General features: G+C 73.1%; 25 protein-coding genes. 9 read left to right on the forward strand and 16 right to left on the reverse strand.

Going from position 1 to position 23,534, the window contains the following annotated elements:
• Positions 1-49 precede the first annotated feature (49 nt).
• The 3 genes from RTA_RS00200 to RTA_RS00210 are packed head-to-tail and all read right to left on the reverse strand — an operon-like array spanning position 50 to position 3,155.
• The gene (locus tag RTA_RS00200; RefSeq protein ID WP_013899334.1) at positions 50-1,078 is read right to left on the reverse strand and encodes a lysylphosphatidylglycerol synthase domain-containing protein; all 1,029 of its coding nucleotides are present in this window, start codon (positions 1,076-1,078) and stop codon (positions 50-52) included.
• Positions 1,078-2,388, reverse strand: a complete 1,311-nt coding sequence (gene clsB / locus RTA_RS00205; protein WP_013899335.1) for a cardiolipin synthase ClsB — start codon at positions 2,386-2,388, stop codon at positions 1,078-1,080. Before clsB ends, RTA_RS00200 begins: the two co-directional genes overlap by 1 nt.
• Positions 2,385-3,155: an endonuclease/exonuclease/phosphatase family protein gene (locus RTA_RS00210; RefSeq protein WP_013899336.1), complete on the reverse strand. Its 771-nt coding sequence runs from the start codon at positions 3,153-3,155 to the stop codon at positions 2,385-2,387. The genes clsB and RTA_RS00210 overlap by 4 nt, the downstream gene beginning before the upstream one ends.
• Positions 3,156-3,455: 300 nt before the next feature.
• Here RTA_RS00210 and RTA_RS00215 point away from each other — a divergent pair, with 300 nt between their 5' ends.
• Positions 3,456-4,028 carry an acyloxyacyl hydrolase gene (locus RTA_RS00215; protein ID WP_013899337.1) on the forward strand — a complete coding sequence of 191 codons (573 nt, stop codon included), beginning with the start codon at positions 3,456-3,458 and terminating at the stop codon, positions 4,026-4,028.
• A 9-nt stretch (positions 4,029-4,037) separates the two neighbouring features.
• Here RTA_RS00215 and RTA_RS00220 read toward each other — a convergent pair whose 3' ends face one another.
• The gene (locus tag RTA_RS00220; protein ID WP_013899338.1) at positions 4,038-5,111 is read right to left on the reverse strand and encodes a flavodoxin family protein; all 1,074 of its coding nucleotides are present in this window, start codon (positions 5,109-5,111) and stop codon (positions 4,038-4,040) included.
• Positions 5,112-5,285: 174 nt separating this feature from the next.
• Here RTA_RS00220 and RTA_RS00225 point away from each other — a divergent pair, with 174 nt between their 5' ends.
• The 3 genes from RTA_RS00225 (at position 5,286) to RTA_RS00235 (ending at position 7,058) form a co-directional block, all read left to right on the forward strand.
• Positions 5,286-5,834, forward strand: a complete 549-nt coding sequence (locus RTA_RS00225) for a hypothetical protein (protein ID WP_013899339.1) — start codon at positions 5,286-5,288, stop codon at positions 5,832-5,834.
• Positions 5,835-5,938: 104 nt separating this feature from the next.
• On the forward strand, positions 5,939-6,346 hold the full coding sequence (locus tag RTA_RS00230; RefSeq protein WP_013899340.1) for a CidA/LrgA family protein: 408 nt from the start codon (positions 5,939-5,941) through the stop codon (positions 6,344-6,346).
• Complete coding sequence (locus RTA_RS00235; RefSeq protein ID WP_013899341.1) at positions 6,330-7,058, forward strand: LrgB family protein; 729 nt, start codon at positions 6,330-6,332, stop codon at positions 7,056-7,058. Before RTA_RS00230 ends, RTA_RS00235 begins: the two co-directional genes overlap by 17 nt.
• Before the next feature lie 23 nt (positions 7,059-7,081).
• On the opposite strand, the gene RTA_RS20885 is transcribed toward RTA_RS00235, so the two are convergent.
• Positions 7,082-7,258, reverse strand: coding sequence for a hypothetical protein (locus RTA_RS20885; protein ID WP_013899342.1), 177 nt, complete (start codon positions 7,256-7,258; stop codon positions 7,082-7,084).
• Between the two features lie 179 nt (positions 7,259-7,437).
• Positions 7,438-7,923 (reverse strand): Spy/CpxP family protein refolding chaperone, encoded by a 486-nt coding sequence (locus RTA_RS00240; RefSeq protein ID WP_041674912.1) that lies wholly within the window; start codon positions 7,921-7,923, stop codon positions 7,438-7,440.
• A gap of 218 nt (positions 7,924-8,141) precedes the next feature.
• On the opposite strand from RTA_RS00240, the gene RTA_RS00245 reads away from it, so the two are divergent.
• Positions 8,142-8,489, forward strand: a complete 348-nt coding sequence (locus RTA_RS00245) for a hypothetical protein (protein WP_041674913.1) — start codon at positions 8,142-8,144, stop codon at positions 8,487-8,489.
• A 19-nt stretch (positions 8,490-8,508) separates the two neighbouring features.
• Here the strand turns inward: RTA_RS00245 and RTA_RS00250 are convergent, their stop codons facing one another.
• The 5 genes from RTA_RS00250 to RTA_RS00270 form a co-directional block, all read right to left on the reverse strand.
• Positions 8,509-9,390, reverse strand: coding sequence for a pirin family protein (locus RTA_RS00250; RefSeq protein ID WP_041674914.1), 882 nt, complete (start codon positions 9,388-9,390; stop codon positions 8,509-8,511).
• 409 nt (positions 9,391-9,799) lie between these two features.
• Positions 9,800-11,077: a transglycosylase domain-containing protein gene (locus tag RTA_RS00255; protein WP_013899346.1), complete on the reverse strand. Its 1,278-nt coding sequence runs from the start codon at positions 11,075-11,077 to the stop codon at positions 9,800-9,802.
• Positions 11,074-11,613 (reverse strand): exosortase Q subunit 2, encoded by a 540-nt coding sequence (xrtQb, locus tag RTA_RS00260; protein WP_013899347.1) that lies wholly within the window; start codon positions 11,611-11,613, stop codon positions 11,074-11,076. The genes RTA_RS00255 and xrtQb overlap by 4 nt, the downstream gene beginning before the upstream one ends.
• Complete coding sequence (xrtQa, locus tag RTA_RS00265; RefSeq protein ID WP_013899348.1) at positions 11,610-12,458, reverse strand: exosortase Q; 849 nt, start codon at positions 12,456-12,458, stop codon at positions 11,610-11,612. The genes xrtQb and xrtQa overlap by 4 nt, the downstream gene beginning before the upstream one ends.
• A 12-nt stretch (positions 12,459-12,470) precedes the next feature.
• Positions 12,471-14,573 (reverse strand): VIT and vWA domain-containing protein, encoded by a 2,103-nt coding sequence (locus RTA_RS00270; RefSeq protein ID WP_013899349.1) that lies wholly within the window; start codon positions 14,571-14,573, stop codon positions 12,471-12,473.
• A gap of 173 nt (positions 14,574-14,746) precedes the next feature.
• Here RTA_RS00270 and RTA_RS00275 point away from each other — a divergent pair, with 173 nt between their 5' ends.
• Positions 14,747-15,571 carry an alpha/beta fold hydrolase gene (locus tag RTA_RS00275; RefSeq protein WP_013899350.1) on the forward strand — a complete coding sequence of 275 codons (825 nt, stop codon included), beginning with the start codon at positions 14,747-14,749 and terminating at the stop codon, positions 15,569-15,571.
• 13 nt (positions 15,572-15,584) lie between these two features.
• On the opposite strand, the gene RTA_RS00280 is transcribed toward RTA_RS00275, so the two are convergent.
• Positions 15,585-16,421, reverse strand: coding sequence for a helix-turn-helix transcriptional regulator (locus RTA_RS00280; protein ID WP_041674915.1), 837 nt, complete (start codon positions 16,419-16,421; stop codon positions 15,585-15,587).
• Positions 16,422-16,495: 74 nt separating this feature from the next.
• Between RTA_RS00280 and RTA_RS00285 the strand changes: the two genes are divergently transcribed.
• The gene (locus tag RTA_RS00285) at positions 16,496-16,852 is read left to right on the forward strand and encodes a cupin domain-containing protein (RefSeq protein ID WP_013899352.1); all 357 of its coding nucleotides are present in this window, start codon (positions 16,496-16,498) and stop codon (positions 16,850-16,852) included.
• Between the two features lie 9 nt (positions 16,853-16,861).
• On the opposite strand, the gene creC is transcribed toward RTA_RS00285, so the two are convergent.
• From creC to RTA_RS00300, 3 genes are read right to left on the reverse strand one after another with little or no spacing between them, the layout of a single operon-like run.
• On the reverse strand, positions 16,862-18,313 hold the full coding sequence (creC, locus tag RTA_RS00290) for a two-component system sensor histidine kinase CreC (protein ID WP_013899353.1): 1,452 nt from the start codon (positions 18,311-18,313) through the stop codon (positions 16,862-16,864).
• 5 nt (positions 18,314-18,318) lie between these two features.
• Positions 18,319-19,047, reverse strand: coding sequence for a two-component system response regulator CreB (gene creB / locus RTA_RS00295; RefSeq protein ID WP_013899354.1), 729 nt, complete (start codon positions 19,045-19,047; stop codon positions 18,319-18,321).
• Between the two features lie 33 nt (positions 19,048-19,080).
• Entirely contained in the window at positions 19,081-20,190 is a 1,110-nt protein-coding gene (locus RTA_RS00300; RefSeq protein ID WP_013899355.1) for an alkene reductase, read from the reverse strand.
• A 158-nt stretch (positions 20,191-20,348) separates the two neighbouring features.
• Between RTA_RS00300 and RTA_RS00305 the strand changes: the two genes are divergently transcribed.
• On the forward strand, positions 20,349-21,542 hold the full coding sequence (locus RTA_RS00305) for a YbfB/YjiJ family MFS transporter (protein ID WP_041674916.1): 1,194 nt from the start codon (positions 20,349-20,351) through the stop codon (positions 21,540-21,542).
• Between the two features lie 19 nt (positions 21,543-21,561).
• Here the strand turns inward: RTA_RS00305 and gstA are convergent, their stop codons facing one another.
• Positions 21,562-22,170 carry a glutathione transferase GstA gene (gene gstA / locus RTA_RS00310; RefSeq protein WP_013899357.1) on the reverse strand — a complete coding sequence of 203 codons (609 nt, stop codon included), beginning with the start codon at positions 22,168-22,170 and terminating at the stop codon, positions 21,562-21,564.
• 96 nt (positions 22,171-22,266) lie between these two features.
• Between gstA and RTA_RS00315 the strand changes: the two genes are divergently transcribed.
• Positions 22,267-23,526, forward strand: coding sequence for an AsmA family protein (locus RTA_RS00315; RefSeq protein WP_041674917.1), 1,260 nt, complete (start codon positions 22,267-22,269; stop codon positions 23,524-23,526).
• Positions 23,527-23,534: the final 8 nt, after the last annotated feature.

Genomic DNA, 23,534 nt, shown 5'->3' on the forward strand with positions numbered 1-23,534 from the left:
AGGGTGGATGGGCCGTCGCACGCGGGATGCGGGCGGACGGCAAGGGCTTCTATCGCGCTGGCGCAGGGGCGGCCGGGTTGCGGCGCGCCCGCGCCTCCACGAACAGGTACAGCACGGCGGCCAGCAGCAGCGGGCCGATGTAGTACAGGGCGCGGTAGCTCAGCAGCGCGGCCAGCAGCTGGGCTTCGGGCACCTGGTGCGACAGCAGCGCGATGAACACAGCCTCCAGCACGCCCAGCCCGGCCGGCACGTGGGTGATCACGCCCGCCACCGCCGCCACCAGCAGCACGCTGAGCACCGGGAAATAGCCGACCTTGCCCTGCAGCAGCGTGAACAGGATCGCGCCCATGACCATCCAGTTGGTGACGGCCATCACGACCTGCAGCACCGCCATGCGCGCCGGCGGCAGGATCAGCTCGTGCCCGCGCAGGTGCAGGCTGCGCCGCGTGGCGAAGAAGCACGCGCCCAGGTAGGCCAGGCCCACGGCCAGCATGCCGACGCCCAGCCAGCGCAGGCCCTCGCTGCCCACCTTCCAGTCGGGCGGCAGCTGCAGCGGCGCCACGGCGAACACCGCGCCGCCCAGCAGCAGGTAACCCAGCCAGTTGGTCAGGATGGACAGCGTCATCACCTGGGTGATGGTGGGCACGTCGAGCCCCAGCCGCCCGTACAGCCGGTAGCGGAAGGCGACGCTGCCCACCAGCGAGCCCATGTTGAGGTTAAAGGCGTAGCTGATGAAGTTGACCTGCCAGACCTGGGACTTGGGCAGGCCGTGGCGCGTGTAGTGGCGGCCCAGCAGGTCGAAGCTGCAGTAGATGGCGTAGCTGGCCGCCACGCCGGCCAGGGCGGCCAGCAGCACGCCGCGCGGCGTGGCCAGGATGTTGCGCCAGACCTCGCCCCAGTCCACGTTGCGGGCGTAGCGCACGGTGTAGTAGGCGACGGCGGCGAAGAAGGCGATCGTGAGCCCGCGCTTGAGCCAGGGCCACCACGGCCGGGCGCTCCAGCCGCGCGCGGGCGGGGAGGCCGCGGCCGCCGGGGCGGCGGCGCCGGGGTGCGGCACCGGGCGGGCGGGCGAGGGCATCATGGATGGTCCTTGGCCGGCACCGGCTCGAGCGGGCTGTCCAGCGCGGACTTGAGCCGGGGCGCGTGCCGGGGCAGCCACTGCGCCCAGGAGGGGAACTTGCGCATCACGTGGAACGCGATGTAGCTGCGCACCAGCTCCAGGCCGCGCACCTCGCCCAGCGATTCGCGGTCGATCTCGCGGCAGCTGTGGCGCATCAGGTGCTCCAGACGCCCGTGCAGGTGCTGGTTGAACTCCCGGTCGCGGATGATGACGTTGGCCTCCAGGTTGAGCGCCAGGCTCAGCGGGTCGAGGTTGCTGGAGCCCACGGTGGACCATTCGTCGTCGGCCAGCGCCACCTTGCCGTGCAGCGGCCGCTCGCAGTACTCGAACACGCGCACGCCGGCCTTGAGCAGGTGGTGGTAGAGCGTGCTGGCGGCCGTCTTGACGATGGCCATGTCGGGCTGGCCCTGCAGGATCAGCCGCACGTCCACCCCGCGCCGCGCCGCGCGCCTGAGCTCGCGCACCAGCCGGTAGCCGGGGAAGAAGTAGGCGTTGGCGATCACCACGCGCTGGCGCGCCGAGCGGATGGCGATGCGGTACTGCCGCTCGATGTCGTCCTTGTGGTTGACGTTGTCGCGCGTGACCAGCATGGCGCGCGCGGTGCCGGCGTGCGGCAGCGCCTCGGGCGCGTGGCGCACGTGCTTGCGCCGGCGCCACCACTGGCGGCGACGCTCGTGGCGCAGCCCCTGGGCCAGCGCGGCATGGGTGAAGCGGTGGATCTCGGCCACCAGCGGGCCGTGGATCTCCACCGAGTAGTCCTGCTTGGCCTCGGGACCGTAGTCGGCCAGGTGGTCGGCCGAGTAGTTGATGCCGCCGACGAAGGCGATCTCGCCGTCCACCACCACGATCTTGCGGTGCATGCGGCGCAGCAGCTTGGGCCGCAGGCCGAAGGGGCGCGGTCCGGGGTCGAACACGTGCAGGCGCACGCCGGCGGCCACCAGGGTGGAGATGAACCGGTCCGACAGGTCGGGCGAGCCCCAGCCGTCGACGGTGACGTCGACCTGCGCGCCGTTGCGCGCCGCCGCCAGCAGCGCCTGCTGCAGCTGCAGGCCGACCTTGTCCTCGAACAGGATGAAGGTCTCCAGCACCACCTCGCGCTTGGCATTGGCGATGCACTCGAACACGCGCGGGAAGAACTCCTCGCCGTTCTCCAGCAGGCGGAAGGAGTTGCCCTCGATCCAGCGGCTGGACGGCGCGCGCGCGGAGGGGCCGGGCGGGCGGGTGGTGTCGGTGCCGCCCGGGCCGGGCGAATAGAAACTGCGCTTCATAGGTGGATCTCGGCCACCAGGGGCGCGTGGTCGGACAGGTGGGACCAGGGCTTGCGCGGCAGCACCACCGGCAGGTGCACCGAGGCGTTGCGCACGTAGATGCGGTCCAGGCACAGCAGCGGGAAGCGCGCCGGGAAGGTCTTGGCCGGCTCGCCGTAGGCGTTGACGAACACCTCGCGCAGGCCGATCTCGCGCTCCAGGATGGCGTTGGCGCGGCGGCGCCAGTCGTTGAAGTCGCCCGCCACGACCAGCGGCTCGTTGTCGGGCACCTCGCCGCGCACCATCTCGCACAGCAGGTCGAGCTGGTGCATGCGGTGGCTCTCGGCCAGGCCCAGGTGCACGCAGATGGCGTGGACGTCCAGCGGCTGGCCCGGCACCCGGATCACGCAGTGCAGCAGGCCGCGCTTTTCCGGGCCGGCGACGGACACGTCGTGGTTCTGGTAGTGCACGATGGGGAACTTGGACATCAAGGCGTTGCCATGGTGGCCTTTGGCATGCACCATGTTGCGGCCATAGGCGTTATGCGGCCAGATGCTGTCGGCGAGGAACTCGTAGTGCGGGGCGTCGGGCCAGCCGTTCACCTTCCTGCAGTGGTCCTCGTGGGTGCCCTGCACCTCCTGCAGGAACACCACGTCGGCGCCGACCTTGCGGACCGCGTCGCGCAGCTCGGGCAGGATGAACTTGCGGTTGAAGGTGGTGAAGCCCTTGTGGATGTTGACCGTCATCACGGTCAACGGTGGGGCGCCGGCCATGCTGCTGTCCGTCATCGCAGGGGATGCCCTTTCGTGTCTTGGAGCAGGGTTTGTACCGAAGGGCTTGTGGACAAGTTGTAGGACGGCGAGCCAAGTCCTTGTCGCGTCCAACGGGCTTCCAGGGCCGTGTAGGACGGGGCAGCAGCCGCCTGCCGGCCAATGGCCGGGCCGGCTGAAAGCCGCCGGCGCGACGCATGCTCGAAAGAGCTATGCAGGCTCATCGGGCCCCTACCGCTCCCGATAATCGGCCTCAGCGCTGTCACGCATCCGCCGGCGCGGACCAGGGAAGAGAAAGAAGAAAGGGAGCCGTACGACATGAAGCGAATGCCATGGGCCCTGGCGTGGGGACCGCTGCTGCTGGCGGCCGCCTGGGCCGCCACGGCGCGGCCCGCCGCCGCCCAGCCGCTGGACCTGCGTCCGGCCGGCATCATGGTGCAGGGCGGGGCCGGCGAGGAGGACGCCGCCATCGCTTCGGTGGGCCTGGTGTGGCCGTGGTCGCTGCGCCGGCGGCTGTGGGGCAGCGAGCTCACCGGCATGACCGAGGCCTATGGCTCGCTCTGGCGGGCGCGCGACTTCGATGGCGGCTGGCAGCACTACACGCAGTTCAACCTGGTGCCCATGCTGCGGCTGCGGTTCGCCGAAGGCCGCTCGCCCTGGTTCGCCGAGGCCGGCATCGGCGTCTCGCTGATGGACGAGGTGTACCGCACGCCGGACAAGGGCTTCAGCACGCGCTTCCAGTTCACCGACGTGGTGGGCGCCGGGCGCAGCTTCGGCGCCGACCGTCGGCATGAGCTGAGCCTGCGCCTGACGCACTACTCCAACGCCGGCATCAAGAAGCCCAACCCGGGCATCAACTACCTGCAGCTGCGCTACGGCCTCTGGTTCTGAGGTCCCGCTCTACTTCACGCGCGGCGGGCGCAGCGCCTGGTCCGGCGGCGCCAGCTGCCCGGCGCGCTGCCGCGCCACGGCCTGCGCCACCGCACGCGCGACGTTGCGCACCTCTTCCTGGACCGTGGTGTCGCCGTCCAGCGTCTCGTGGCTGTCGGCGTACGAGTCGTAGTAGCCGATGAAGCGGTCCAGCCGCGCCTGGCGGCCGGCGTCGACCAGGCCCATCCAGTCCAGCCAGTCGCACAGCGCGCGGCGCACGCCCTCGATGCCGGCCACGTCGCCGTGCACCACCACGCCGTAGGCCCGGCCGGCCAGGTGCTTGGGGTAGTCCCAGCCGGCGCGCTCGATCGCCTTGGCCTCTCCCGCCTTCTTGCCGTGCGTGCTGGTGGGGTCGGGGTTGCCGCCGTCGGCGCACACCAGCCGGTCCATCATCAGCTTGAGCGGGCTGGCCACCTGGTACCAGTACACCGGCGTGAGCAGGATCACGCCGTGCGCCGCGGCCCAGCGCTCGTAGATCTCGTTCATCCAGTCGCCGGTCTGGCGCTCCGCATGGTTGGGGTAGCAGCTGCACGGCCAGTGGCACAGCGGCATGGCGGTGGAGACGCAGCCCTTGCACGGGTGGATGTGCAGGTCGTACTCGGAGTTGAGCAGGCTCAGGTCCAGCAGGTCGCACTCGATGCCCTGGGCCTGCAGCACCTCCTGGGCGATGCGGGAGAGGCGCCAGGTCTTGGAGATCTCGCCCGGGCAGGTGCCGTCGTTGCGCGAGGCGCTGCACACCAGCAGCACGCGCGAGGGCGTGTCGGGCCGGGCCTGGCGCGCCTGGGCGGCGGCGATGCGGTCGCGGGCGCGGCGCCACTCGACGGACAGGTCGTAGCCGGGATCAGCGAAACCCGGGCCGGCCTTCTCGGTCACCGGGGCCTTGCGGCCCTGCTGGTAGGCCTCCCAGGCGATGGCCTCCAGGCGCGTGATGGCGGGGGCTTCGGCCTGGTAGGCCGGATCGTGGAAGGCCTGCATGAAGCGCTGGTGGAAGCGCTCGCGGTCGATCTGGGGTGGGGCCTGCCCGGTACGGGGTTGATCGCTCATACCAACCAGTTTAGGCATCAACCCGTCCGTCGTGGGACTGATGACAGGCAGTTGCCCCCACGTCCTACAGCCGGGAACGCGTGCGTCCGATGACTGCCCGGCCGTGGGGCACCTACCGTGTGGTCATGCCCTGCACGGGCTGTTCATCATGACTCAACCGAAAAGGAACACCCCATGAAACACCGTATTCCCACCGCCTCCCTGCTGCTGGCCGGCCTGCTGGCCGCCGGCGCCGTCCAGGCCCAGACCGCCCCCGCTTCGGGCACGACCAGCCTGCCGCCGGCTGCCGGCGAGGCCAGCACCCAGGTCAACGGCCAGCCCAACCGCAACCCCAACACCCCGGCGATGGGCGCCGGCACCTCGTCGACCACGACCATGGGCACGGGTGCCCAGCAAGGCGGCACGCACTCCGGCATGCAGCACGGCACGACCGCTGGCGCCAGCGCCCGTGGCGATGCCCGCGTCTCCCCCGTGCCGCCCGATGCCGGCGAGGCCAGCACCATGGTCAACGGCCGCCCCAACGCCAATCCCAACGACCCGCGCCTGAACAAGAGCAAGTCCGAGCTGCGCGCCGAGAAGCAGATGAAGCGCGCCGAGCGCCAGGAGCGCCGCCAGGCGGCTGTTGCCAGCCAGATGGGCGCCACCGCGGGCGCGCCGGCCGGCACGCCGGCCGTGGCCCCTGCTGGCCTGCCGCCGGTGCAAAAGGGCGGCACGCCCCAATAAGGCGCTCCAGCGCTGCCGACAGCCCCTGCCCGCAGGGGCTTTTTTTCGCCCGCGACCGACACCAGGCGGCAGGCCGGGAACGCGCCGCGCCGTAGAGTGCGGCCATGCAGACCCCAACGACTCCCGATCCCGAAGCTGCGGCCGCGCCTGCCGCCGACTTCCAGGCCCTGCGCGGGCTGGCCTGGCTGCTAGCCGCCCAGTCGCTGGGCGAGCTGCTGGTGCGTGGCGCGCAGCTGCCCTTCCCGGGTCCCGTGGCCGGCTTGCTGCTGCTGCTGCCGGCCCTGCGCTGGCCCGCCGTGCGCGGACCCGTGGCGGCCTGCGCCGCCTTTTTGCTGGGCCATCTGTCGTTGCTGTTCGTGCCGGTGGGCGTGGGCGTGATGACGCACCTGCCGCTGCTGGGCCAGTTCGGCGGCCGCATGCTGGCGGTGGTGGTGCTGTCCACCTGGATCGGGCTGGCCGTGACGGTGCTGGCGCTGCGCTGGCGGGGAGGTCGCGATGCCGAACTTCGTTGAGCTGTGGATCTACCTATCGGCAACGCCGCTGTTCGGCCTGACGGCCACGCTGGGGGTCTACCTGGCCGCTCATGCGGCCTACGTGCGGCTGGGGCAGGCGCCCTGGGCCAATCCGGTGCTGTGGTCGGTGGCCGGGCTGGCCGCGGCCCTGCTGGCCACCGGCGTGCCCTACCCGAGCTACTTCGCCGGCGCGCAGTTCATCCATTTCCTGCTGGGGCCGGCCGTGGTGGCGCTGGCCTGGCCGCTGTGGCAGCGGCGCGAGGCCCTGCGGCAGCGCTGGGGGCGGCTGCTGGTGGCGGCACTGGCGGGCGGTACCGCCGCCAGCGGCTCGGCCGTGGCGCTGGGCTGGGCGGTCGGGCTGCCGGCCGAGGTGGTGCTGTCGCTGGCGCCCAAGTCGATGACTGCGCCGGTGGCCATGGGGGTGGCCGAACGCATCGGCGGCATCCCGGCGCTGGCCGCCGTGTTCGCCGTGCTCACCGGCCTGGCCGGCGCGCTCAGTGGCAAGTACCTGTTCGATGCGCTGCGCGTGCCCGCCGCCGGCGCCGGCTGGGCGGCCCGCGGTTTTGCCCTGGGCACCGCCTCGCACGGCATCGGCGCCGCGCGTGCGCTGCAGGTGGACGCCGATGCGGGTGCCTACGCCGGCCTGGCGCTGGGGCTGCAGGTGGTGCTGGGATCGTTGCTGTTGCCGCTGGCCGCCGGCTGGCTTCGCTAGCCGCTGGGCAGGGGCCTCGTCAACTACTGGTCGCTCAGCGGCTTGCGCTGCTCTTCCTGCTCGCGCAGGTGCGCAATGATGCTGTCCGTGCCCTGGCCGTTGCGGTTGACGCGAGGCGGGGTGCTGCCGTCCTCGACGGTCTCGTCGGCCGGGGTGTGAGGAGAAGCGGAGCTGCGGTGCTCTTCGGGCTGGCTGGACATGACGCAGGTGTGTCGGAGTGCGCAATATTAAGAAACCTTGCGCCCGGCGTCATAGGAGAAACGCGCAGCTGCGTCGCCGCGTGCCTCAGCCACAAGCTGGACGGCCGCGCAGTCTAGCCCAGCGATGTCACGAGACCGTCAAGCCGCGTCACAAAACGCAACTCGACGGTTGTCCCGCGTCAGCCCCGGTGGCCGCCGCCGTGATGACCGTGGTGGCCGCGGCGCAGCGTGGCCTCGTCGAACACCTTCTTCTGCTCGGTCGTGAGCGATGCGTAGAAAGCCTTGGTGGCTTCGCCGCGGCGGTCCATCTCGGCCATGCGCTCGTTGCGCAGGGCGCGCAGGTGGTCGATGCGGTCCGGCGTGGCCATTCGGGCCAGGGCCTCGCGGTCCGGGCGCTGCGGCTTGCCCTGCGGGCGCAGCGCGTTGGTGAAGCTGGTCCAGGCGCTTTCCTGGCTGCCGCTGATCTGCAGCTTCTGCTTGAGCTCGGTCATGCGCTGCTCGAAGCGCTCCAGGCGCTTGGCCGGGTCGAAGCGGCCGCCGTGCCGCGGCTGCTCCTGGGCGGCGGCGGCGCCGGACGGCGCGGCGGGGGCGGTCTGGGCGGTGGCGCCGGCGGCCAGCGAGGCCAGCAGCGCGGCGCAAACGAGGTGGGAGCGGAGGGATGTCATGGGAGGGCCTTTCTTCATCAAACGACCTGCACCCATCGGCAGGCTGGAAGGCAGTGTGGCGGCCGCGTGTAAGCCCCGCGTGCGCCGACGGTAGCGCTTGTGTAAAGGCCGGCCCAGGCGCACAGCGGCGGGGGCGCTGCGCCTACAGGCACTGGGCGAAGCGGGCGACAGCCATGCGCCGCCGTGCCGCCACCATGAAAGGCAACCAGGAGAGACGCATGAGCCGAACGCACTTCACTGCCCGCTGGGCCGCCGCGCTGGTGGTGGCGGGCGCGGCCGGCGCCGCGCTGGCCCAGGCCGACGACGATGCCGCGCCCACCAACCGAACCCAGGGCCCGGCGGTGCTCACCGATACCGAGCCCCTGCCGCCGGAGGACCGCAGCAGCGCCGGCGCCGTGGTGCTGGACCGCTCGCCGGTGCGGGCCCGGCAGAACGCCGGCGACGGCCTGCAGCGCAACGTGGACCGCGCCCTGATGCGCGAGCGAGAGCGGGCGCGGGCCGCCGATGCCAGCGAGCAGGAGCGTTCGCGCCAGCTGCGCGGGATGGGCGCCGGCCCGCAGCGCTGAGCGCGCGCCGGCGCGGACCTCAGGCCAGGCGGCCGTTCTGGAAGTCCTCCACCGCCTGGATCAGCTGCTCGCGCGTGTTCATCACGAAAGGCCCGTACTGCGCGATCGGTTCGCGCAGGGGCCGGCCGGCGATGAGCAGGGCGCGCGCCGGCGTGTCGCCGGCCACCGAGCGCAGCCGTGCTCCGTCGCCCTCGCCGGCGAGCAGGGCCATGCGCTGCGCGGGCACGACGCTGACCCCGCCCTGCGCGTCGAGCAGCTCCACCGCGCCGCGGTACACGTAGACGAAGGCATTGTGCCCGGCCGGCAGGGGCTGCTCGAAGAGGGCGGCGCCGGCCGGGAAGTGCAGGTCCAGGTACAGCGGCTCGGTGTGCTCGCGCTGCACCGCGCCGGCCACGCCGTGGCTCTGGCCGGCGATGACGCGCGCGGTCACGCCCTCGGGCGTGGTGAATTCCGGGATTTCCTGGTTCTGGATGTCGCGGTACCAGGGCTCGCGCATCTTGTCCCGGCCGGGCAGGTTGAGCCAGAGCTGAAAGCCCTCCATGCGGCCGTGTTCCTGCTCGGGCATCTCGCTGTGGACCAGGCCGCGGCCGGCCGTCATCCACTGCACCCCGCCGTTCTGCAGCAGGCCCTCGTGGCCGGCGCTGTCGCGGTGGCGCATGCGGCCGGCGATCATGTAGGTGACGGTCTCGAAGCCGCGGTGCGGGTGGTTGGGAAAGCCCGCGCCGTAGTCGTCGGGGTCGTCGCTGGCGAAGTTGTCCAGCATCAGGAACGGGTCCAGCCGGCGCTGCAGGTCCTGCGTCAGCACGCGGGTGAGCTTGACCCCGGCGCCGTCGCTGGTGGGCTGGCCGGCGACAATGCGCTCGACGGGGCGGGGTTGGGCCAGGGGGGTCGTCGCGTTCATGACGGGATTACACGGCGTTCGGCAAATCCATGTCGGGAGGCGGTTGATCAGTCCGGCGGGGCGTCGCCAATGTCCTTGCGCGCGGGGCGCCATGTCTTGAAGACCTTTCGAGCGAAGCCATGCCTCAGCGCGGCAGGCGGTGCCTGGGCGGGGCGATTTCTGGGGCGGCGGGACGGCTCTTCGGCCTGGGGCTGCGCGCCGCAAGTGCGGCGCGCTTCGTGATCTGACTCGCGGCATCTGTCTGAACGCAGCGCCCTTCGGGGCGCGCAGTGAGTTATGCCGCGGCCCCAGGCCGAAGAGAACGGCCCGCGAAGTCCGTGCGCCAGCACGGACCGCCCCAGTATGAGCCCCGACCGGGCACCGCTTGCCGTGCCGCGCGAGGCATCGTTTGCGCATTTCAGCGACAGCCTCATTCGGGCGGCGCCAGCTCCAGCACGGCCGGGACCCCCGTGGCCCAGGGTGCCCGTGCCAGCTCGGCGGCCAAGGCCAGCCGTTCGGCGCGCGGCATCGGCCGCAGGGCCAGGGCGATGCGCTGGGCCCGCGCCAGGTTGATCTGGCCGCTGGCCTTCCAGCGCTGCGCCTCCAGCACCGGGTTGTGCAGCATGGCGGCTAGCCACACGGCCTGGGCCGGCTCCAGCTCGTGGGCGCGCACGCCGAAGTGGTGGCGCGCCGCCGCCTCGGCGCCGCACAGGCCCTCGCCCCAGGGCGCATGGGCCAGGTACAGCCGCAGGATGCGCGCCTTGCCCAGGGTGCGCTCCATCTCCACCGCCCACAGCAGCTCGCGCAGCTTGCGCACCGGGCTGCGCTCGTCGCCCGTGATGAGCAGCTTGGCCACCTGCTGCGACAGGGTGGAGGCGCCGCGCAGGGCGGCGTCCTCGCGCTGGTTGCCGGCCAGGGCGGCGGCCAGCTCGGCTGCGTCGTAGCCCAGGTGCTCGAAGAAGCGCTGGTCCTCGGCCGCGATGACGGCGCGCACCAGCGGGCTGTGGTCGCTCAGGTAGCCGGCGCGTGGCGGCGTGCCGCAGACGGTAAGCGCATGCAGCAGCTGCTCGCTGCCCAGCCCCTGGACCTCGAAGCCCTCGAAGCGCGGCTGCACCCGCAGCTCGCCCTGCGGCAGGCGCAGCTGCGCGGTGAAGGCGAAACGCCCTTGCAGCCGCACCCGCGCCAGCTCGGGGATGGCGCCGCCGAAGAGCGCGTAGGCGTCGGCGATGGGCGTATCGGCGACCGCCAGCTGCAGCTGCAGGCCCTGGCGGGACAGCGTGCCGCGCCATTCGCCGCGCAGCGGGCCGGCGGCGACCTCGCCCCACAGGGACTCGCCCTGGCGCGTGGCGCTCAGCCGGGCCGAGGGCAGCAGCAGCGCCTGTCCGCCCAGCGCCGGCAGGCGCAGGCGGCAGGGCGCGCAGCGCAGGGTCAGCCGGCGTTGCTCCGGTTGCCAGTCGACGTGCACGCGCCCCGCGTCGGTGGCGATGCTGCGCCCGTGCAGCAGCGGCGCGGCCCAGGGCGCGGTGGCCAGCCGCACCATGGAGGGCACGCCGGCCTGCACCGTCCACGGGCCCAGGCGCAGCGGGATGGCCCATTCGCCGGGCAATGGCGCCAGCACGGCGCGCACGACCAGGGCTGCGGCCGACAGGCCGGCGCCGGCCACGGCCGCCAGGCCCAGCAGGAGGCACACGCAGGTACGTAGGTTCACAACGCCTCCGCCACGGTGACGGCCTGCCACGGCCCGGGCGACTGGCCCAGCACGGCCGCCCAGTACCAGGCCGAGGTGTCGGTGAAGCCGCGGCCGGCGGCGTCGACGATGCGCTCGCACACGCGCAGCCGCTGGCCGTCGCGCCCCGCCTCGAAGCAGCGCCACAGCCGGCCCTGGCCGTCCAGCCGCAGCTGCTCGGCGGCGACGCGCCAGCCCAGGCCGCGGTAGCAGTCGACCGCCGGATGCAGCATGCGCGTGGGCTGGTGCGCGCTGCGCAGCACCAGCACCTGCCGCCCGTCCGTCATCCTCGCCAGGCTGCCAGGGAAGCGGCGCGCGAAACGCTGCTCCACCTCGCTCAGGGCCAGCGGCCGCAGCGGGCGGCCGTCCCAGTGCCGGGGCGGCTCGGGCGCGGGCGGCGCGACCGGGGCGGCGGGCCGCTGCAGCACGACGGCCAACGACCAGGCGGTGCACAGCGGCAGCAGCAGCGCGCACGTCGCCTTGAGCAGCACCCGGTTCAGGAAGCGATTGGCGATCATGCGGGCCTCCGCGTTGCTTCGGGACGCGACATCACCCAGCCGACACCGGCGCACACCGCGGCCAGCACCGCCAGCCCGGCCACCTCGTGCGCCCAGCCGGGCAGCGGGCGTCCCGCGCCCTCGGCCGCCACCAGCAGCGTGTTGCGCAGCACGTTGCCGGCCAGCACCAGCGCGCCCACCGCCGGCAGGCGGGTGAGGAACGCACGGTCGCCGCGCGCCAGCAGCAGCGCGGCCACGCAGGCGGTGAAATAGCCGAACCACACCATCTGCACGCCGGAGCAGGGCGCGTCGACGATGACCCGCCGGCCCTCCACCCACAGCGTGGCGCCTTCGCGCTCCACACGGAACACCAGGCCCAGCAGCCAGCGGCTGGCCTCGGCGGTGAGGACGCGCAGCGGGTAGCCGGCGTAGAACTGCAGCGAGGCCAGCAGCGGCAGCGACAGCACGGCCAGCCCGGTCACCGGCGCCCGCGGCGTGCCCGGCGGCAGGAAGGCCGCCAGGCCCGCGGCCAGGCCCAGCAGGCTGGCCAGCGCCAGTGCCAGCGGCGGCAGCAGTCCCTGGCCGGCGGTGGCCAGCAGCACGCAGCCCAGGGCCGCCAGCAGCCAGCCCAGGCGCGGCGCGGCACGCAGCCGGTGCCGCGAGCGCCACGCCAGCACGGCCAGGGCGGCCAGCGCCAGCAGGCCCAGCGGGTCGTCGGAGCCGTCGGCCAGGCGCCGGCCCATCCACCACCAGGTGGGCCACAGCGCGGCCGCCAGCAGGGCCAGCCACAGCGCGTCGGGCGCGGTGTCGATGCGCACGCCCCAGCGCACCAGGGCGGGCATGCGAAGCAGTCGCGGCAGGTTCATCGCTTCGCTCCTTCAGTCGGTGTAGCGCGCGGCGTTGCGGCGGCGCTGGCGGCGCACCAGCATCGCCAGCATGGACAGCGCCACCGCGGTGGCGCCCCAGGCGGCGGGCTCGGGCGTGCCGGGCACTTCCACGGCGGTGGCGAGCACCGGCGCCTCGCCCAGGGCGCGCTCGCCCACGCCCTCCGGCAGCGGCTGGGGCTGGTCGACGGAGGCGCCGTCCTGCGGCCGCGGGTGGTGCACCACGCGGTCCACCGCCAGGAAGCTGGTGTATTGCGTCAGCAGCCGGTACTGCAGGCCCAGGGCCGTGATGCGCTCGCGCTGGCCGTCGCCGCCTTCCAGCGCCTCCTGGTCGGACAGCGCCGCGATGCGGTGGCGGGCCCAGAGGTGGCGCAGCGCGCGGGTGTCACCGCCTTCCTGCGGGGCGCCGCCGGCGCCCGCGACCGTCGCGATGGGCACGACCTGGCGGTACGGGCCGTCGGCCGCGCGGCCCTCCACCACCAGCTGGCCGCCGGGGTTGCCGCGCCACTTGCCGAACACCACCACCGGCCGCTCGGCCAGCACGTCGGGCAGCTGGGGCGGCTCCACGTCGTAGGCCTCCAGCCCCTCGAAGCGGGCGGTCACGCTGGTGAGCACGGGCGACTCGATCATGCGCCGGAAGCGCGTGGCCTGGTCCCGCGCCTGCGAGGCTTGGGTGATGACGAAGGGCTCGCCCTGGCCGGCGCGCGCCAGGCCCTCGATCAGGTGCCGGTTGACCGAGCTGCCGATGCCGAAGGCGAACACGTTGGCCTGCGACAGGTGGCGGCGCACCAGCTCGAAGGCCTCGCGCTCCACCGTCACGTAGCCGTCGGTCACCACCACCACCGTGCGCGACACGTCGGCCGCCTTGGGCTGCGCGTACACCCGCTTGAGCGCCGGGATCAGCTCGGTGCTGCCGCCCCCGCCCATCTGCTCGATGGTGCGGATGGCCTGCTCCAGGTTGGCGCGCGTGGCCGGCACCGGCTGCGGGCTGAGGAAGCGGTTGCTGCCGGAGAACAGCAGCACGTTGAAGGTGTCGCTGGGCCGCAGGCCGCCGATCAGCTCGCGCAGCACGGCCTTGGCGGTGTCCAGCGGGAAGCCGTGCATGGAGCCGGAGATGTCGACCACGAAGACGTAGTCGCGCGGCGGGATGGCCCGGGCATCGACCTGCCGCGGCGGCTGCACCATGGCCAGGAAGAAGTTCTCCTGGGGACCCTGGTACAGCAGCACGCCCGAGGCGATGCCCTCGCCGGCCAGCCGGTAGTGGAGGATGAAGTCGCGGTTGCCGGCGGGGCGGCCCGGCTCGCCCTGCAGCGCCACGTGGGCCTGCCGCTCGCCCTCGAGCTCGACGCCGATCCGGTGCGAGGGCGACTCCACGCCCTGGATCGCCAGGGGCGAGGCGATGTGCAGCTGCAGGTCGAAGGCGGCGGGCGAGGCCTGGCCCTCGCGCAGCGTGGGCTGCGCCACCCAGGCGGTGCGTGCCTGCGACGACTGCGGGCTGTTGTAGCGCGGCCCGACCACCGTGGGAAAGACGAACTGGTAGCGCCCGGCCTCGGGCACCAGCAGCTCGGTGTAGCGCAGCTCCACCTTCACCTCGTCGCCGGGCAGGATGTTGGCCACGTTCATCTGGAACACGTTGGGCAGCTGCTGCTCCAGCAGGGCGGCGGTCTTGCCCTCCTGCCGGGCCGCGGCGTATTCCTGGCGCGCCTGGCGCTTCTCGCGGATGTCGGCGGTGATGAGGCGGTCGGCCAGGCGCACGTTCAGGCCGTGGACCGCGGCGCGGGTCGAGCCCGGGAACAGGTACCGGGCCTCGATGGCGCGCGTGCCTTCGTTGCGGTAGTGCTGGGTGACGGTGACGTCGGCGATCACGCCGGCGATGTGCACCTCGACCCGGGTGGACTTGAGCGGCAGCGCGTCCAGCGACGGGTCGGCGCCCGGGACGAGGAAGTAGGGGCTCTCGGTGGCACGCGGCGCGGCGGCGTCCTGCGCGTGCGCCGGCGCGGCGGTGCCCAGCGCGATCACGGCGGTGGCGGCCAGGCCTGCGGCGGCGGCCCAGAGCCAGCGCGCCAGGCCGGCGCTGCAGGGGGCGGGGGAAGGCATCTCGGTCTCTCCTGTGGCGTGCGACAGCGCACGCCGCAAGGATCGCGACGGGGCAGGAAGGCCGTGGGAAGCGGCCGTGCAGGGCGTGTGAAGTCGTGGTGAAGCCGGCTCACACACGCTTACCCCAAGGACGGGCAGGGGGGTCTAGATTGGCCGGCGAAAGGATTTCTCCCATGCCACGCCTGCAGACCACCGGACCCCATGCCACCGAGCTGTACTACGTCGACCAGGGACAGGGCCAGCCGGTGGTCCTGATCCACGGCTGGCCGCTGAGCCACCGCATGTGGGAAAGCCAGATCACGGCGCTCACCGAGGCGGGCTACCGCTGCATCGCCTACGACCGGCGCGGCTTCGGCGAGTCCGGCCGGCCCGTGGGCGGGTACGACTACGACACCTTCGCGGCCGACCTGGATGCCCTGATGACCCAGCTGGACCTGCAGGGCGCGGTGCTGGCCGGCTTCTCCATGGGCGGAGGCGAGGTGGCGCGCTACATCGGCCGCCATGGCACCCGGCGGGTCGCCAAGGCGATGCTGCTGGGGGCGGTGCCGCCCTACCTGCTGAAGGCGGCCGACAACCCGCAGGGCGTGGACCGCTCGGTGTTCGACGGCATGCTGGCCGGCGTCAAGCAGGACCGCATCGGCTTCCTGGCGGGCTTTTTCCCCGGCTTCTACAACCTCGAGCCCGGCGATGCGCGCGGGCAGGACCTGCTGGCCTTCAGCAAGTGGATCGCCTGGGCCGCCTCGCCGCTGGCCACGCAGCAGTGCATCGTCGCCTTCGGCGGCACCGACTTCCGCGACGACCTGAAGAAGTTCGACGTGCCCACCTGCATCGTGCATGGCGACAGCGACCGCATCGTGCCTGTAGAGGTCTCGGGCCAGCGGGCCCAGCAGATGATCCGCGGCAGCCGGCTGGAGCTGCTGCGCGGGGCGCCCCACGGCTTTGCCGCGACCCACGCGCAGGAGCTGAACGCCAAGATGCTGGCGTTCCTGAAGTCCTGAAGCCGGCTGGGCGCTAGCCGAGCATCTGCCGTAGCCAGCGGCCCGGCGCGACGCCGAAGCTGCCCTTGAAGCGGCGGCTGAAGTGGCTCTGGTCGGCGAAGCCGCAGGCCAGCGCCACCTCGGCCAGCGGGCGGCCGGCCAGCAGCAGGGCCTGCGCCCGGTGCAGCCGCACCGCATTGAGGTGCACGTGCGGCGGCACGCCGAAATGGGCGGAGAAGGCGCGCGTGAGGTGGGCGCGCGAGAGCCCGGCCACCCCGGCCAGCTCCTGCACCGTCAGGTCGCGCGCATGGTGCGCCCATAGGTACTCGCGCACCCGCTCCATGCGGGCCTGTCCGGCCCGGCGCGCCGCGTCGGTCCAGCCGCCGTCGCCATGGCGCCGCAGCACGCCCGTCAGCAGCTGCCGCATCAGCTCCTCGGCGCGCAGCGATTCGCCGGCCCAGGCGCCGGCCGCCGACGCCTCGCGGTACAGGCGGGCCAGGAGGGGGTCGTGCACCACCGGGCGGGCGAAATGGCGAGGCACGTCGATGGCAGCATCCGGGTCGCGGCACTGCGCCACCACCTCCGCCGGCACGTACAGGATGGAGTAGCCGAAGCCCTCGGGCGCGCCGCGCTGGCCGTCGTGCGCCTCGTCCGGGTTGAACAGGATCAGCCGGCCCGGCACGCTGGCGTGCAGGGCGCCGCGGCAATGAAAGGCCTGCACGCCCGAGGTGGTCAGGCCGATGGAGTAGGTCTCGTGGCTGTGCCGCTCGAAGGTGTGGCGCGTGAAGTGGGCGCGCATCAGCGTGACGCCGCCCACCGGGCCTGGCTGGAACCGGGCCCAGTCGTGCGGATCGGCCTGCTGCGGCTGCATGCAACAACTGTACAAGACCGCCGCCCGCGCCCGGCGCCACACTGCGCGCCGTCCACCACCCCCAGGAGCTTCCCATGGAACCCGCCATCGACCTCGCCGCCAAGCTCGCCACCTTCGAGGGCCACTGGCAGCCGCGCACCGTCTGCGAATACAACGGCCACGACGTGATGGTCGTCAAGGTGCAGGGCGAGTACCGCTGGCACTCGCATGCCGAAACCGACGACTTCTTCCTGGTGCTCAAGGGCCTGCTCTACATCGACCTGCCCGAGGGCCGCACCGTCAAGCTCGAGGCCGGCCAGATGTTCGTGGTGCCGCGCGGCGTGCAGCACCGGCCGCACGCGCCGCAGGAGGCGCACCTGCTGCTGATCGAGCCCAGCGGCACGCCCAACAGCGGCGATCCCGCGACGGCCGCGCCGCGCCGGGTGATCTGAGGCGCCGCCTCAGGCGCGCGGCAGCGACAGCGTGGCCAGGGCGCCGCCGGCCGGCGCACCGGCCGTCACGTTCGCCAGCTCGACGCGCCCGTGGTGCAGGCCCGCGATCTCCTTGACGAAGGCCAGGCCCAGGCCGGTGCTCTTCTTGCGGCTGTGGGGGCGCGCCAGCGAGTAGAACTTTTCGAACACCTTGTCCTGCGCGTACTCGGGGATGCCGGGTCCCTGGTCCTGCACCCGGATGCGGGCGATGCGCGCCGTCAACTCCAGCGACAGCCGCACCTCGCCGCCGGCCGGCGAGAAGTCGATGGCGTTGTCCAGCAGGTTGCCCACCGCCCGGCGCAGCAGGAAGGCGTCGCCCTCGACCAGCGCCGCGTCCGTGTCGGCGGGCGTGTCCAGCACCACCCGGATGCCGCGCGGGGCGGCCGCGTCCTGCGCCGTGCCCTGGGCGTCCTGCAGCACGCCTTGCAGGTCCACCGGCGCCACGTGCTCCAGCGTGCGCCGCGTCTCCAGCGCCGTGAGCTCCATCATGCGGTCCACCAGCTCCTGGATGCGGCCGGCCTCGCGGGTGATGTTGGCCAGGAAACGCTGGCGCTGCGCCGCGTCCATGGTCGGCTCCTGCAGCAGCTCGGCCGCGCCGCGGATGGCCGACAGCGGGCTCTTGACCTCGTGCGTCAGCGTCTGCACGTAGTCGGCGACGTAGTTGCGCCCGGCCAGCGCGTCGCGCATCTCTTCGTAGGCCGCGCCGAGCATGCCCAGCGCGCGCCGGCCCAGGCGCGGCAGGTTCAGGCTGCGCTGCGAGCGCACGTAGCGGATGTAGTCGGAGACCAGGCCGAACGGCCGCACCAGCCAGACCGAGACGATCAGCGCCAGCAGCAGCACGCCGGTGGCGGACAGCAGGCCCACGTACAGCGTCTTCTCGCGCGCGGCCTGCACGTACTGGCCGAAGCTCTGCGCGGGCTTGCCCACGGTGGCCACGCCGATGACCTCGTTGTTCCAGCGGATGGGCGCGCCCACGTACATGACCGAGGTGCGCGCGTCGCCCTCCACGTCGGGCGTGGAGCGCGCGCCGTAGCCGCCGCGCAGCGTGCGGCTGACGTCGCGCCAGCGCGAGAAGTCGGCGCCCGCCGAGCGTCCCAGCGAGTCGTACAGCACCAGGCCGGCGCGGTCGGTGACGTAGGCGCGCAGCTCCACCCGGGTCTTGCTCACGCCGTAGATCTGCGCCGCGAAGCGCCGGCCGTACAGCGAGCGGAAGGCCGCGTCCAGGCGCAGGGTGTCGATGGCGCCGCCGCGCACGTCCTGCTCGATCAGGCTGGCCAGCAGCTGCGAGGTCTCCACCAGCGCGTCCTCGGCGGACTCGCGGTAGCGCGGGTCCAGGTCGGCCACCACGCGGTACAGCAGGAAGGCGATGCCGGCCGCGTAGATCAGCAGGATGGCGATGAAGATGCGGTTGCGCCGTGTCATGGCGCTCACGCCGGCGGCGAGGGCGGCAGCTCCTCGCTCAGCGCATAGCCGCTGCCGCGCGCGGTGCGTATCGCCTCCAGCTGCGGCGCGATCGCCTTGAGCTTGGCGCGCAGGGCCTTGATGTGCGCGTCCACCGTGCGGTCGAAGCTGTCGCTGTCGGCGTCCCAGACCTTGGCCAGCAGCTCGTCGCGGGTGTAGACGCGGCCGGGCTTTTGCAGCAGCAGCCGCAGGATGCCGTACTCGTAGCGCGAGAGCTCCAGCACGCGGCCGTAGAAGCGGATCTGGCGCTTCTCCTCGTCCAGCGCCAGGGGCAGGGCCGGTGCCGCGGGCGCCGCGGTGGCCGGCAGCGCCGCGCGCGCGCTGCGCCGCAGGATGCCGCGCACCCGCGCCACCAGCTCGCGCGGCGAGAACGGCTTGGCCACGTAGTCGTCGGCGCCCAGCTCCAGGCCGACCACGCGGTCGATCTCGTCGCTGCGCGCGGTCAGGAACAGGATGGGCACGCCCGCCGCGCCCGGCAGCGCCTGCAGCCGGCGGAACAGCTCGAAGCCGTTGGCGTCGGGCAGGCCCACGTCCAGGATCGCCAGCGCCGGCGGCCGCGCGGCGAACTCGCGCACCGCGTCCTCGGCGGTGGCGCAGCACACCGGCGCGAAGCCGTCGGTGGCCAGCACGTAGTGCAGGGTGTCGGCGATGCCGGGCTCGTCCTCGACGACCAGGATGCGCAGCTTGGGGGCCATGGCCCCGATGGTAGAGCTGCCGGCGCCGGTCCGCTAGGCCTTGCCGAGCGTCGGGTAGTCGGTGTAGCCCTTGGCCCCGCCGCCGTAGAAGGTGTTCTTGTCCGCCGGATTCAGCGGCGCGCCCCGGCGCAGGCGCTCCACCAGGTCGGGGTTGGCGATGAACGGCCGGCCGAAGGCCACCAGGTCGACGCCTTCGGCCAACGCGCGGTCGGCCAGCGCGGCGTCGTAGCCGTTGTTGACCATCCACGCGCCCCGGCCGCCGGCGTCGCGGTAGGTCCGGCGCAGCCGGGCGTAGTCGAAGGGGCGGCCTTCCACCTCGCGCGGGCCGCCGGTGGCGCCCTCGATCACGTGGAGGTAGGCCAGGCCCAGCGGCGCCAGCTGGCGCATGACGTAGTCGAACAGGGCCTGCGGGTTCTCGTCCTGGATGTCGTTGGCCGGCGTGACCGGCGACAGGCGCAGGCCGGTGCGATCGGCGCCCACCTCCTCGGCGACCGCGCGCACCACCTCCAGCAGCAGCCGGGCGCGGTTCTCGATGGAGCCGCCGTAGTCGTCGGTGCGCTTGTTGGCGCCCGTCTTGAGGAACTGGTCCAGCAGGTAGCCGTTGGCGCCGTGCACCTCCACGCCGTCGAAGCCGGCGGTGCTGACCGCATGGCGCGCCGCGTGGCGGAAGTCGTGCACGATGCCGGGCAGCTCGGAGGCGTCCAGCGCGCGCGGCTCCGAGGTGTCGACGAAGTGGCCGGCACCGTCCTTGATCAGGTAGGTCTTGGTCTTGGCGGCGATCGCCGAGGGCGCGACCGGCTGGCCGCCGCCCGGCTGCAGGTCCACGTGGGAGACGCGGCCCACGTGCCACAGCTGGGTGTAGATGCGCCCGCCCTTGGCGTGCACGGCCTGGGTCACGCGCTTCCAGCCATCGAGCTGCTCGGTGCCGTACAGGCCGGGCACGTCGGCATAGCCCTGGCCCTGGTGGCTGACGGCGGTGGCCTCGGTGATGAGCAGGCCGGCGCTGGCGCGCTGCGCGTAGTACTCGGCCATCAGTGGCGTGGGGATGGCGTCCGGCGCGCGGTTGCGCGTCAGCGGTGCCATGACGATGCGGTTGGGCAGCTGCAGGCGGCCGACCTGGAGGGGATCGAACAAGGTGGGCATGGGGGGGTCCTTCTTGGGTTGGCGTTGCTTTGTGTTGTTCGCCGTGGGCGTTGCGAGGGCGCAGGTTAGGCGCTAAGGCATGCCCTTGCGGCGGGTGCGGCGTTGCGCTTTGCGCTAGAGGCCGGCACCGCGCCGGGCTGCTGCCCGACAATGGGGCCATGGACTTGCGGCAGGCCTCGACCTCGCGACTGGTGGCGCTGTCGCTCGCGCTCTCGCTGGGGGCGGCCGTGTCGCTGGGCGTGACCCGCTTCGCCTACGGCCTGCTGCTGCCGCCCATGCGCGCCGACCTGCAATGGTCCTACACGCTGGCCGGCGCGATGAACACGGCCAATGCCCTGGGCTACCTGCTCGGCGCGCTGGCCACGCCCTTCCTGCTGCGGCGGGTGGGACCGTCGCGGCTGCTGCTGGCCGGCGCCTGGCTGGCCAGCCTGTTCATGGGGCTCACCGGCTTCTTCACGCAGGCGGCGCCGCTGCTGGCGCAGCGCGTGCTGGCCGGCACCGCCAGCGCCTTTTTGTTCATCGCCGGCGGCCTGCTGGCGGCGCGCCTGGGCGCGCTGCAGCCGCGCCGCGCCGGCTTCCTGCTGGGGATCTACTACGGCGGCACCGGCCTGGGCATCGTGCTGTCGGCGCTGCTGGTGCCGGCCCTGCTGCGCGCCGCCGGCGCCCGGCCGCAGGGCTGGGCCTGGGCCTGGTGGGCGCTGGCGGTGGCCTGCGTGGCGGCGACGCTGGTGCTGGCCTGGCCGGCGCGCCGGCTCGCGTCGCTGCAGCCGCACGCGGCCGGCGGCGACGGCCAGGGTGCCGCCTTGCGCTGGCCGGACTTCGCGCCGGCGCTGGCGGGCTATGCGCTGTTCGGCGTGGGCTACATCGGCTACATGACCTTCGTGATCGCGCTGCTGCGCGAGCAGGGCGTGGCCGGCGGGCGCATCACGCTGTTCTACGCGCTGCTGGGGATCGCGGTGCTGGCGTCCTCGCGCATCTGGGCCGGCCTGCTGGACCGCTTCCGCGGCGGCCAGCCGCTGGCGCTGCTGAATGCGCTGCTGGGCGCCGCCACGCTGGTGCCGGCGCTGACGGCGGCCTGGCCCGCGGTGCTGGCCTCGGGCCTGGTGTTCGGCGCGGTGTTCCTGTCGGTGGTGGCCTCGACCACGGCGCTGGTGCGGCACAACCTGCCGCAGGCGCAATGGGCGGCGGGCATCAGCGCCTTCACCATCGTGTTCGCCGCCGGGCAGATCGTCGGGCCCACGGTGGTGGGCTGGATCGCCGACGGCCCGGGCGGCCTGGCGCGCGGCCTGGCGTTCTCGGCCGGCGCGCTGTGGCTGGGGGCGCTGCTGGCGTGGCGGCAGCGGGCGCTGTGAAAGCGCCCGGTTCCAAGCCCTACTTCAGCAGGCCCTCCGCCTTCATCGCCTCCTGCACCGCCGGCCGCGCCGCCATGCGCTCGCGGAAGGCCAACAGGTTCTTGTAGGGCGCCAGGTCGATGGCCATGGGCTTGGCCCAGTTGGTCACGACGAACAGGTAGGCATCGGCCACGCTGAAGTGCTCGCCCATCAGAAAGGCCTTGCCGGTCAGCTGGCCGTCCACCCACTGCAGGCGCGAGACCAGCTTGTCGCGCGAGATCTTCTTGGCCTCCTCCGGCATGGCCGGGTTGAACAGCGGCGAGAAGCCCTTGTGGATCTCGGTGCCGATGAAGGTCAGCCACTCCTGCAGCCGGTAGCGCGGCAGCGTGCCGTTGGCCGGCGCCAGGTTCCTGGTCGGCACCTGGTCGGCGATGTACTGCACGATGGCCGGGCCTTCGCGCAGCCGCGTGCCGTCGTCCAGCTCCAGCAGCGGCACGTAACCCAGGGGATTGATGCCGTAGTAGTCCGTGCCGTCCTGCAGCTTGTGGCTCTTGGTGCTGGCCAGCACCGGCTCGAAGGCCAGCCCGGCCTCGCGCAGCACGATGTGGGGCGACAGGGAACAGGCGCCGGGGGAGTAGTAGAGCTTCATGGTGCTTTCCTGGGCAGTGTTGGGGATCAGCGTCGATGCTAGCGGCGCGGGGCTTTTTCTGCTGGCGCCGCCGCGGGCCGCGGCCAGAATGTCGCCATGCGCAAATGGATGACGTGGGTGGGGCTGGCCGTGCTGGCGATGGTGGTGCTGCTGGGCGTGGCGGTCGCGCTGCTGCAGCGCTGGGCCGGCAGTGACGATTTCCGCGCCCGCATCGAGCGCGAGGCCAGCACGGCGCTGCGCGTGCCGGTCAAGCTCGGCGGTTTGTCGGTGGACCTGCTGCCGTTGCCGGCGGTGGCCGTCGACGGGCTGCAGGTGCGCACCCAGCCGCCGCTGACGGCCGAGCGCATCGAGATCCGCCCGTCGTGGCGGGCGCTGCTGCGCGGCGAGCTGGAGATCGCCTCGCTGCTGGTGCGCCGCGCCGTGGTGCCGCAGCAGGCGGTGTCGGCCCTGAGCGCCGCCCAGCAGCGCAAGCCGGCGGCGCAGAAGACGGGCGCGGGCACCCCGCCGGGCGATGCGCTGGCCCTGCTGCCGCGGCGCTGGATCATCGAGGAGCTGACCCTGGTGCAGCCGCAGCGCCGCATCACGCTGGATGCGCGCGTGCTGCTGGACGCGCAGCGCCTGCCGGACGCAGCCGAGATTCGGGTGCGCCGCGGCTGGCTGGAGGGCGCGCGGCTGGACCTGGCGCGGGCCGGGCGCCAGTGGTCGCTGGACGGGTCCGTGGGCGGCGGCAGCGTCGCCGGCAAGTTCACGCTGGACCGGCCGCCGGCCGGCGGCTTCCTGCTGCAGGGCAACCTGGCGCTGTCGGGCGTGGAGGTGTCGGCGCTGACCGCGCCCAGCCGGCCGCTGACCGGGCGCATGGACACGCAGACCACCTTGCGCGCCGAGTTCCGCGATCCGGCGCGGCTGGCGGATGCGCTGCAGACGCAGACCCGCTTCACGGTCAACCAGGCGGTGGTGCAAGGCGTCGACTTGGCCAAGGCCGTCAGGACGGCGGGCACCAGCAGCGGCGGCCAGACGCCGCTGGACACGGTGGCCGGGCAGGTCGTCACCCAGGGCCCGGTCGTGCACCTGCGCAACCTGGTGGCCAACTCCGGCCTGCTGGCCGCGACCGGCAACGTCACCGTCGAGGCCGACCGCAGCCTGGACGGCCGGGTGGGCGTGGACCTGGCAGGTGGCGCCCTGGGCGTGCCGCTGGTGGTGGGCGGCACGCTGGACGAGCCTTCGGTGACGCTCAGCCGCGGCGCCATGATCGGTGCGGCCGTCGGCACGCTCGCGGCGCCCGGGCCGGGCACGGCCGCCGGCGCCATCGCCGGTGAGCACCTGGGCCGGGGCCTGCGCAGCCTGCTGGGCAAATAGGCCGCTCT

The sequence above is a fragment of the Ramlibacter tataouinensis TTB310 genome (assembly GCF_000215705.1).
In the GTDB taxonomy this organism is placed as follows: domain Bacteria; phylum Pseudomonadota; class Gammaproteobacteria; order Burkholderiales; family Burkholderiaceae_C; genus Ramlibacter; species Ramlibacter tataouinensis.

Coding starts and splice junctions, on each gene's coding strand:
- xrtQb (WP_013899347.1), bottom strand. CDS start 11,613: ATGATCGCCAATCGCTTCCTGAACCGGGTGCTGCTCAAGGCGACGTGC.
- RTA_RS00300 (WP_013899355.1), bottom strand. CDS start 20,190: ATGCCCACCTTGTTCGATCCCCTCCAGGTCGGCCGCCTGCAGCTGCCC.
- RTA_RS00305 (WP_041674916.1), top strand. CDS start 20,349: ATGGACTTGCGGCAGGCCTCGACCTCGCGACTGGTGGCGCTGTCGCTC.
- RTA_RS00280 (WP_041674915.1), bottom strand. CDS start 16,421: ATGCAGCCGCAGCAGGCCGATCCGCACGACTGGGCCCGGTTCCAGCCA.
- RTA_RS00270 (WP_013899349.1), bottom strand. CDS start 14,573: ATGCCTTCCCCCGCCCCCTGCAGCGCCGGCCTGGCGCGCTGGCTCTGG.
- RTA_RS00275 (WP_013899350.1), top strand. CDS start 14,747: ATGCCACGCCTGCAGACCACCGGACCCCATGCCACCGAGCTGTACTAC.
- RTA_RS20885 (WP_013899342.1), bottom strand. CDS start 7,258: ATGTCCAGCCAGCCCGAAGAGCACCGCAGCTCCGCTTCTCCTCACACC.
- clsB (WP_013899335.1), bottom strand. CDS start 2,388: ATGAAGCGCAGTTTCTATTCGCCCGGCCCGGGCGGCACCGACACCACC.
- gstA (WP_013899357.1), bottom strand. CDS start 22,170: ATGAAGCTCTACTACTCCCCCGGCGCCTGTTCCCTGTCGCCCCACATC.
- RTA_RS00240 (WP_041674912.1), bottom strand. CDS start 7,923: ATGACATCCCTCCGCTCCCACCTCGTTTGCGCCGCGCTGCTGGCCTCG.
- creC (WP_013899353.1), bottom strand. CDS start 18,313: ATGACACGGCGCAACCGCATCTTCATCGCCATCCTGCTGATCTACGCG.
- RTA_RS00220 (WP_013899338.1), bottom strand. CDS start 5,111: ATGAGCGATCAACCCCGTACCGGGCAGGCCCCACCCCAGATCGACCGC.
- RTA_RS00225 (WP_013899339.1), top strand. CDS start 5,286: ATGAAACACCGTATTCCCACCGCCTCCCTGCTGCTGGCCGGCCTGCTG.
- xrtQa (WP_013899348.1), bottom strand. CDS start 12,458: ATGAACCTGCCGCGACTGCTTCGCATGCCCGCCCTGGTGCGCTGGGGC.
- RTA_RS00315 (WP_041674917.1), top strand. CDS start 22,267: ATGCGCAAATGGATGACGTGGGTGGGGCTGGCCGTGCTGGCGATGGTG.
- RTA_RS00285 (WP_013899352.1), top strand. CDS start 16,496: ATGGAACCCGCCATCGACCTCGCCGCCAAGCTCGCCACCTTCGAGGGC.
- RTA_RS00250 (WP_041674914.1), bottom strand. CDS start 9,390: ATGAACGCGACGACCCCCCTGGCCCAACCCCGCCCCGTCGAGCGCATT.
- RTA_RS00235 (WP_013899341.1), top strand. CDS start 6,330: ATGCCGAACTTCGTTGAGCTGTGGATCTACCTATCGGCAACGCCGCTG.
- RTA_RS00245 (WP_041674913.1), top strand. CDS start 8,142: ATGAGCCGAACGCACTTCACTGCCCGCTGGGCCGCCGCGCTGGTGGTG.
- RTA_RS00210 (WP_013899336.1), bottom strand. CDS start 3,155: ATGACGGACAGCAGCATGGCCGGCGCCCCACCGTTGACCGTGATGACG.
- RTA_RS00200 (WP_013899334.1), bottom strand. CDS start 1,078: ATGCCCTCGCCCGCCCGCCCGGTGCCGCACCCCGGCGCCGCCGCCCCG.
- RTA_RS00215 (WP_013899337.1), top strand. CDS start 3,456: ATGAAGCGAATGCCATGGGCCCTGGCGTGGGGACCGCTGCTGCTGGCG.
- RTA_RS00230 (WP_013899340.1), top strand. CDS start 5,939: ATGCAGACCCCAACGACTCCCGATCCCGAAGCTGCGGCCGCGCCTGCC.
- creB (WP_013899354.1), bottom strand. CDS start 19,047: ATGGCCCCCAAGCTGCGCATCCTGGTCGTCGAGGACGAGCCCGGCATC.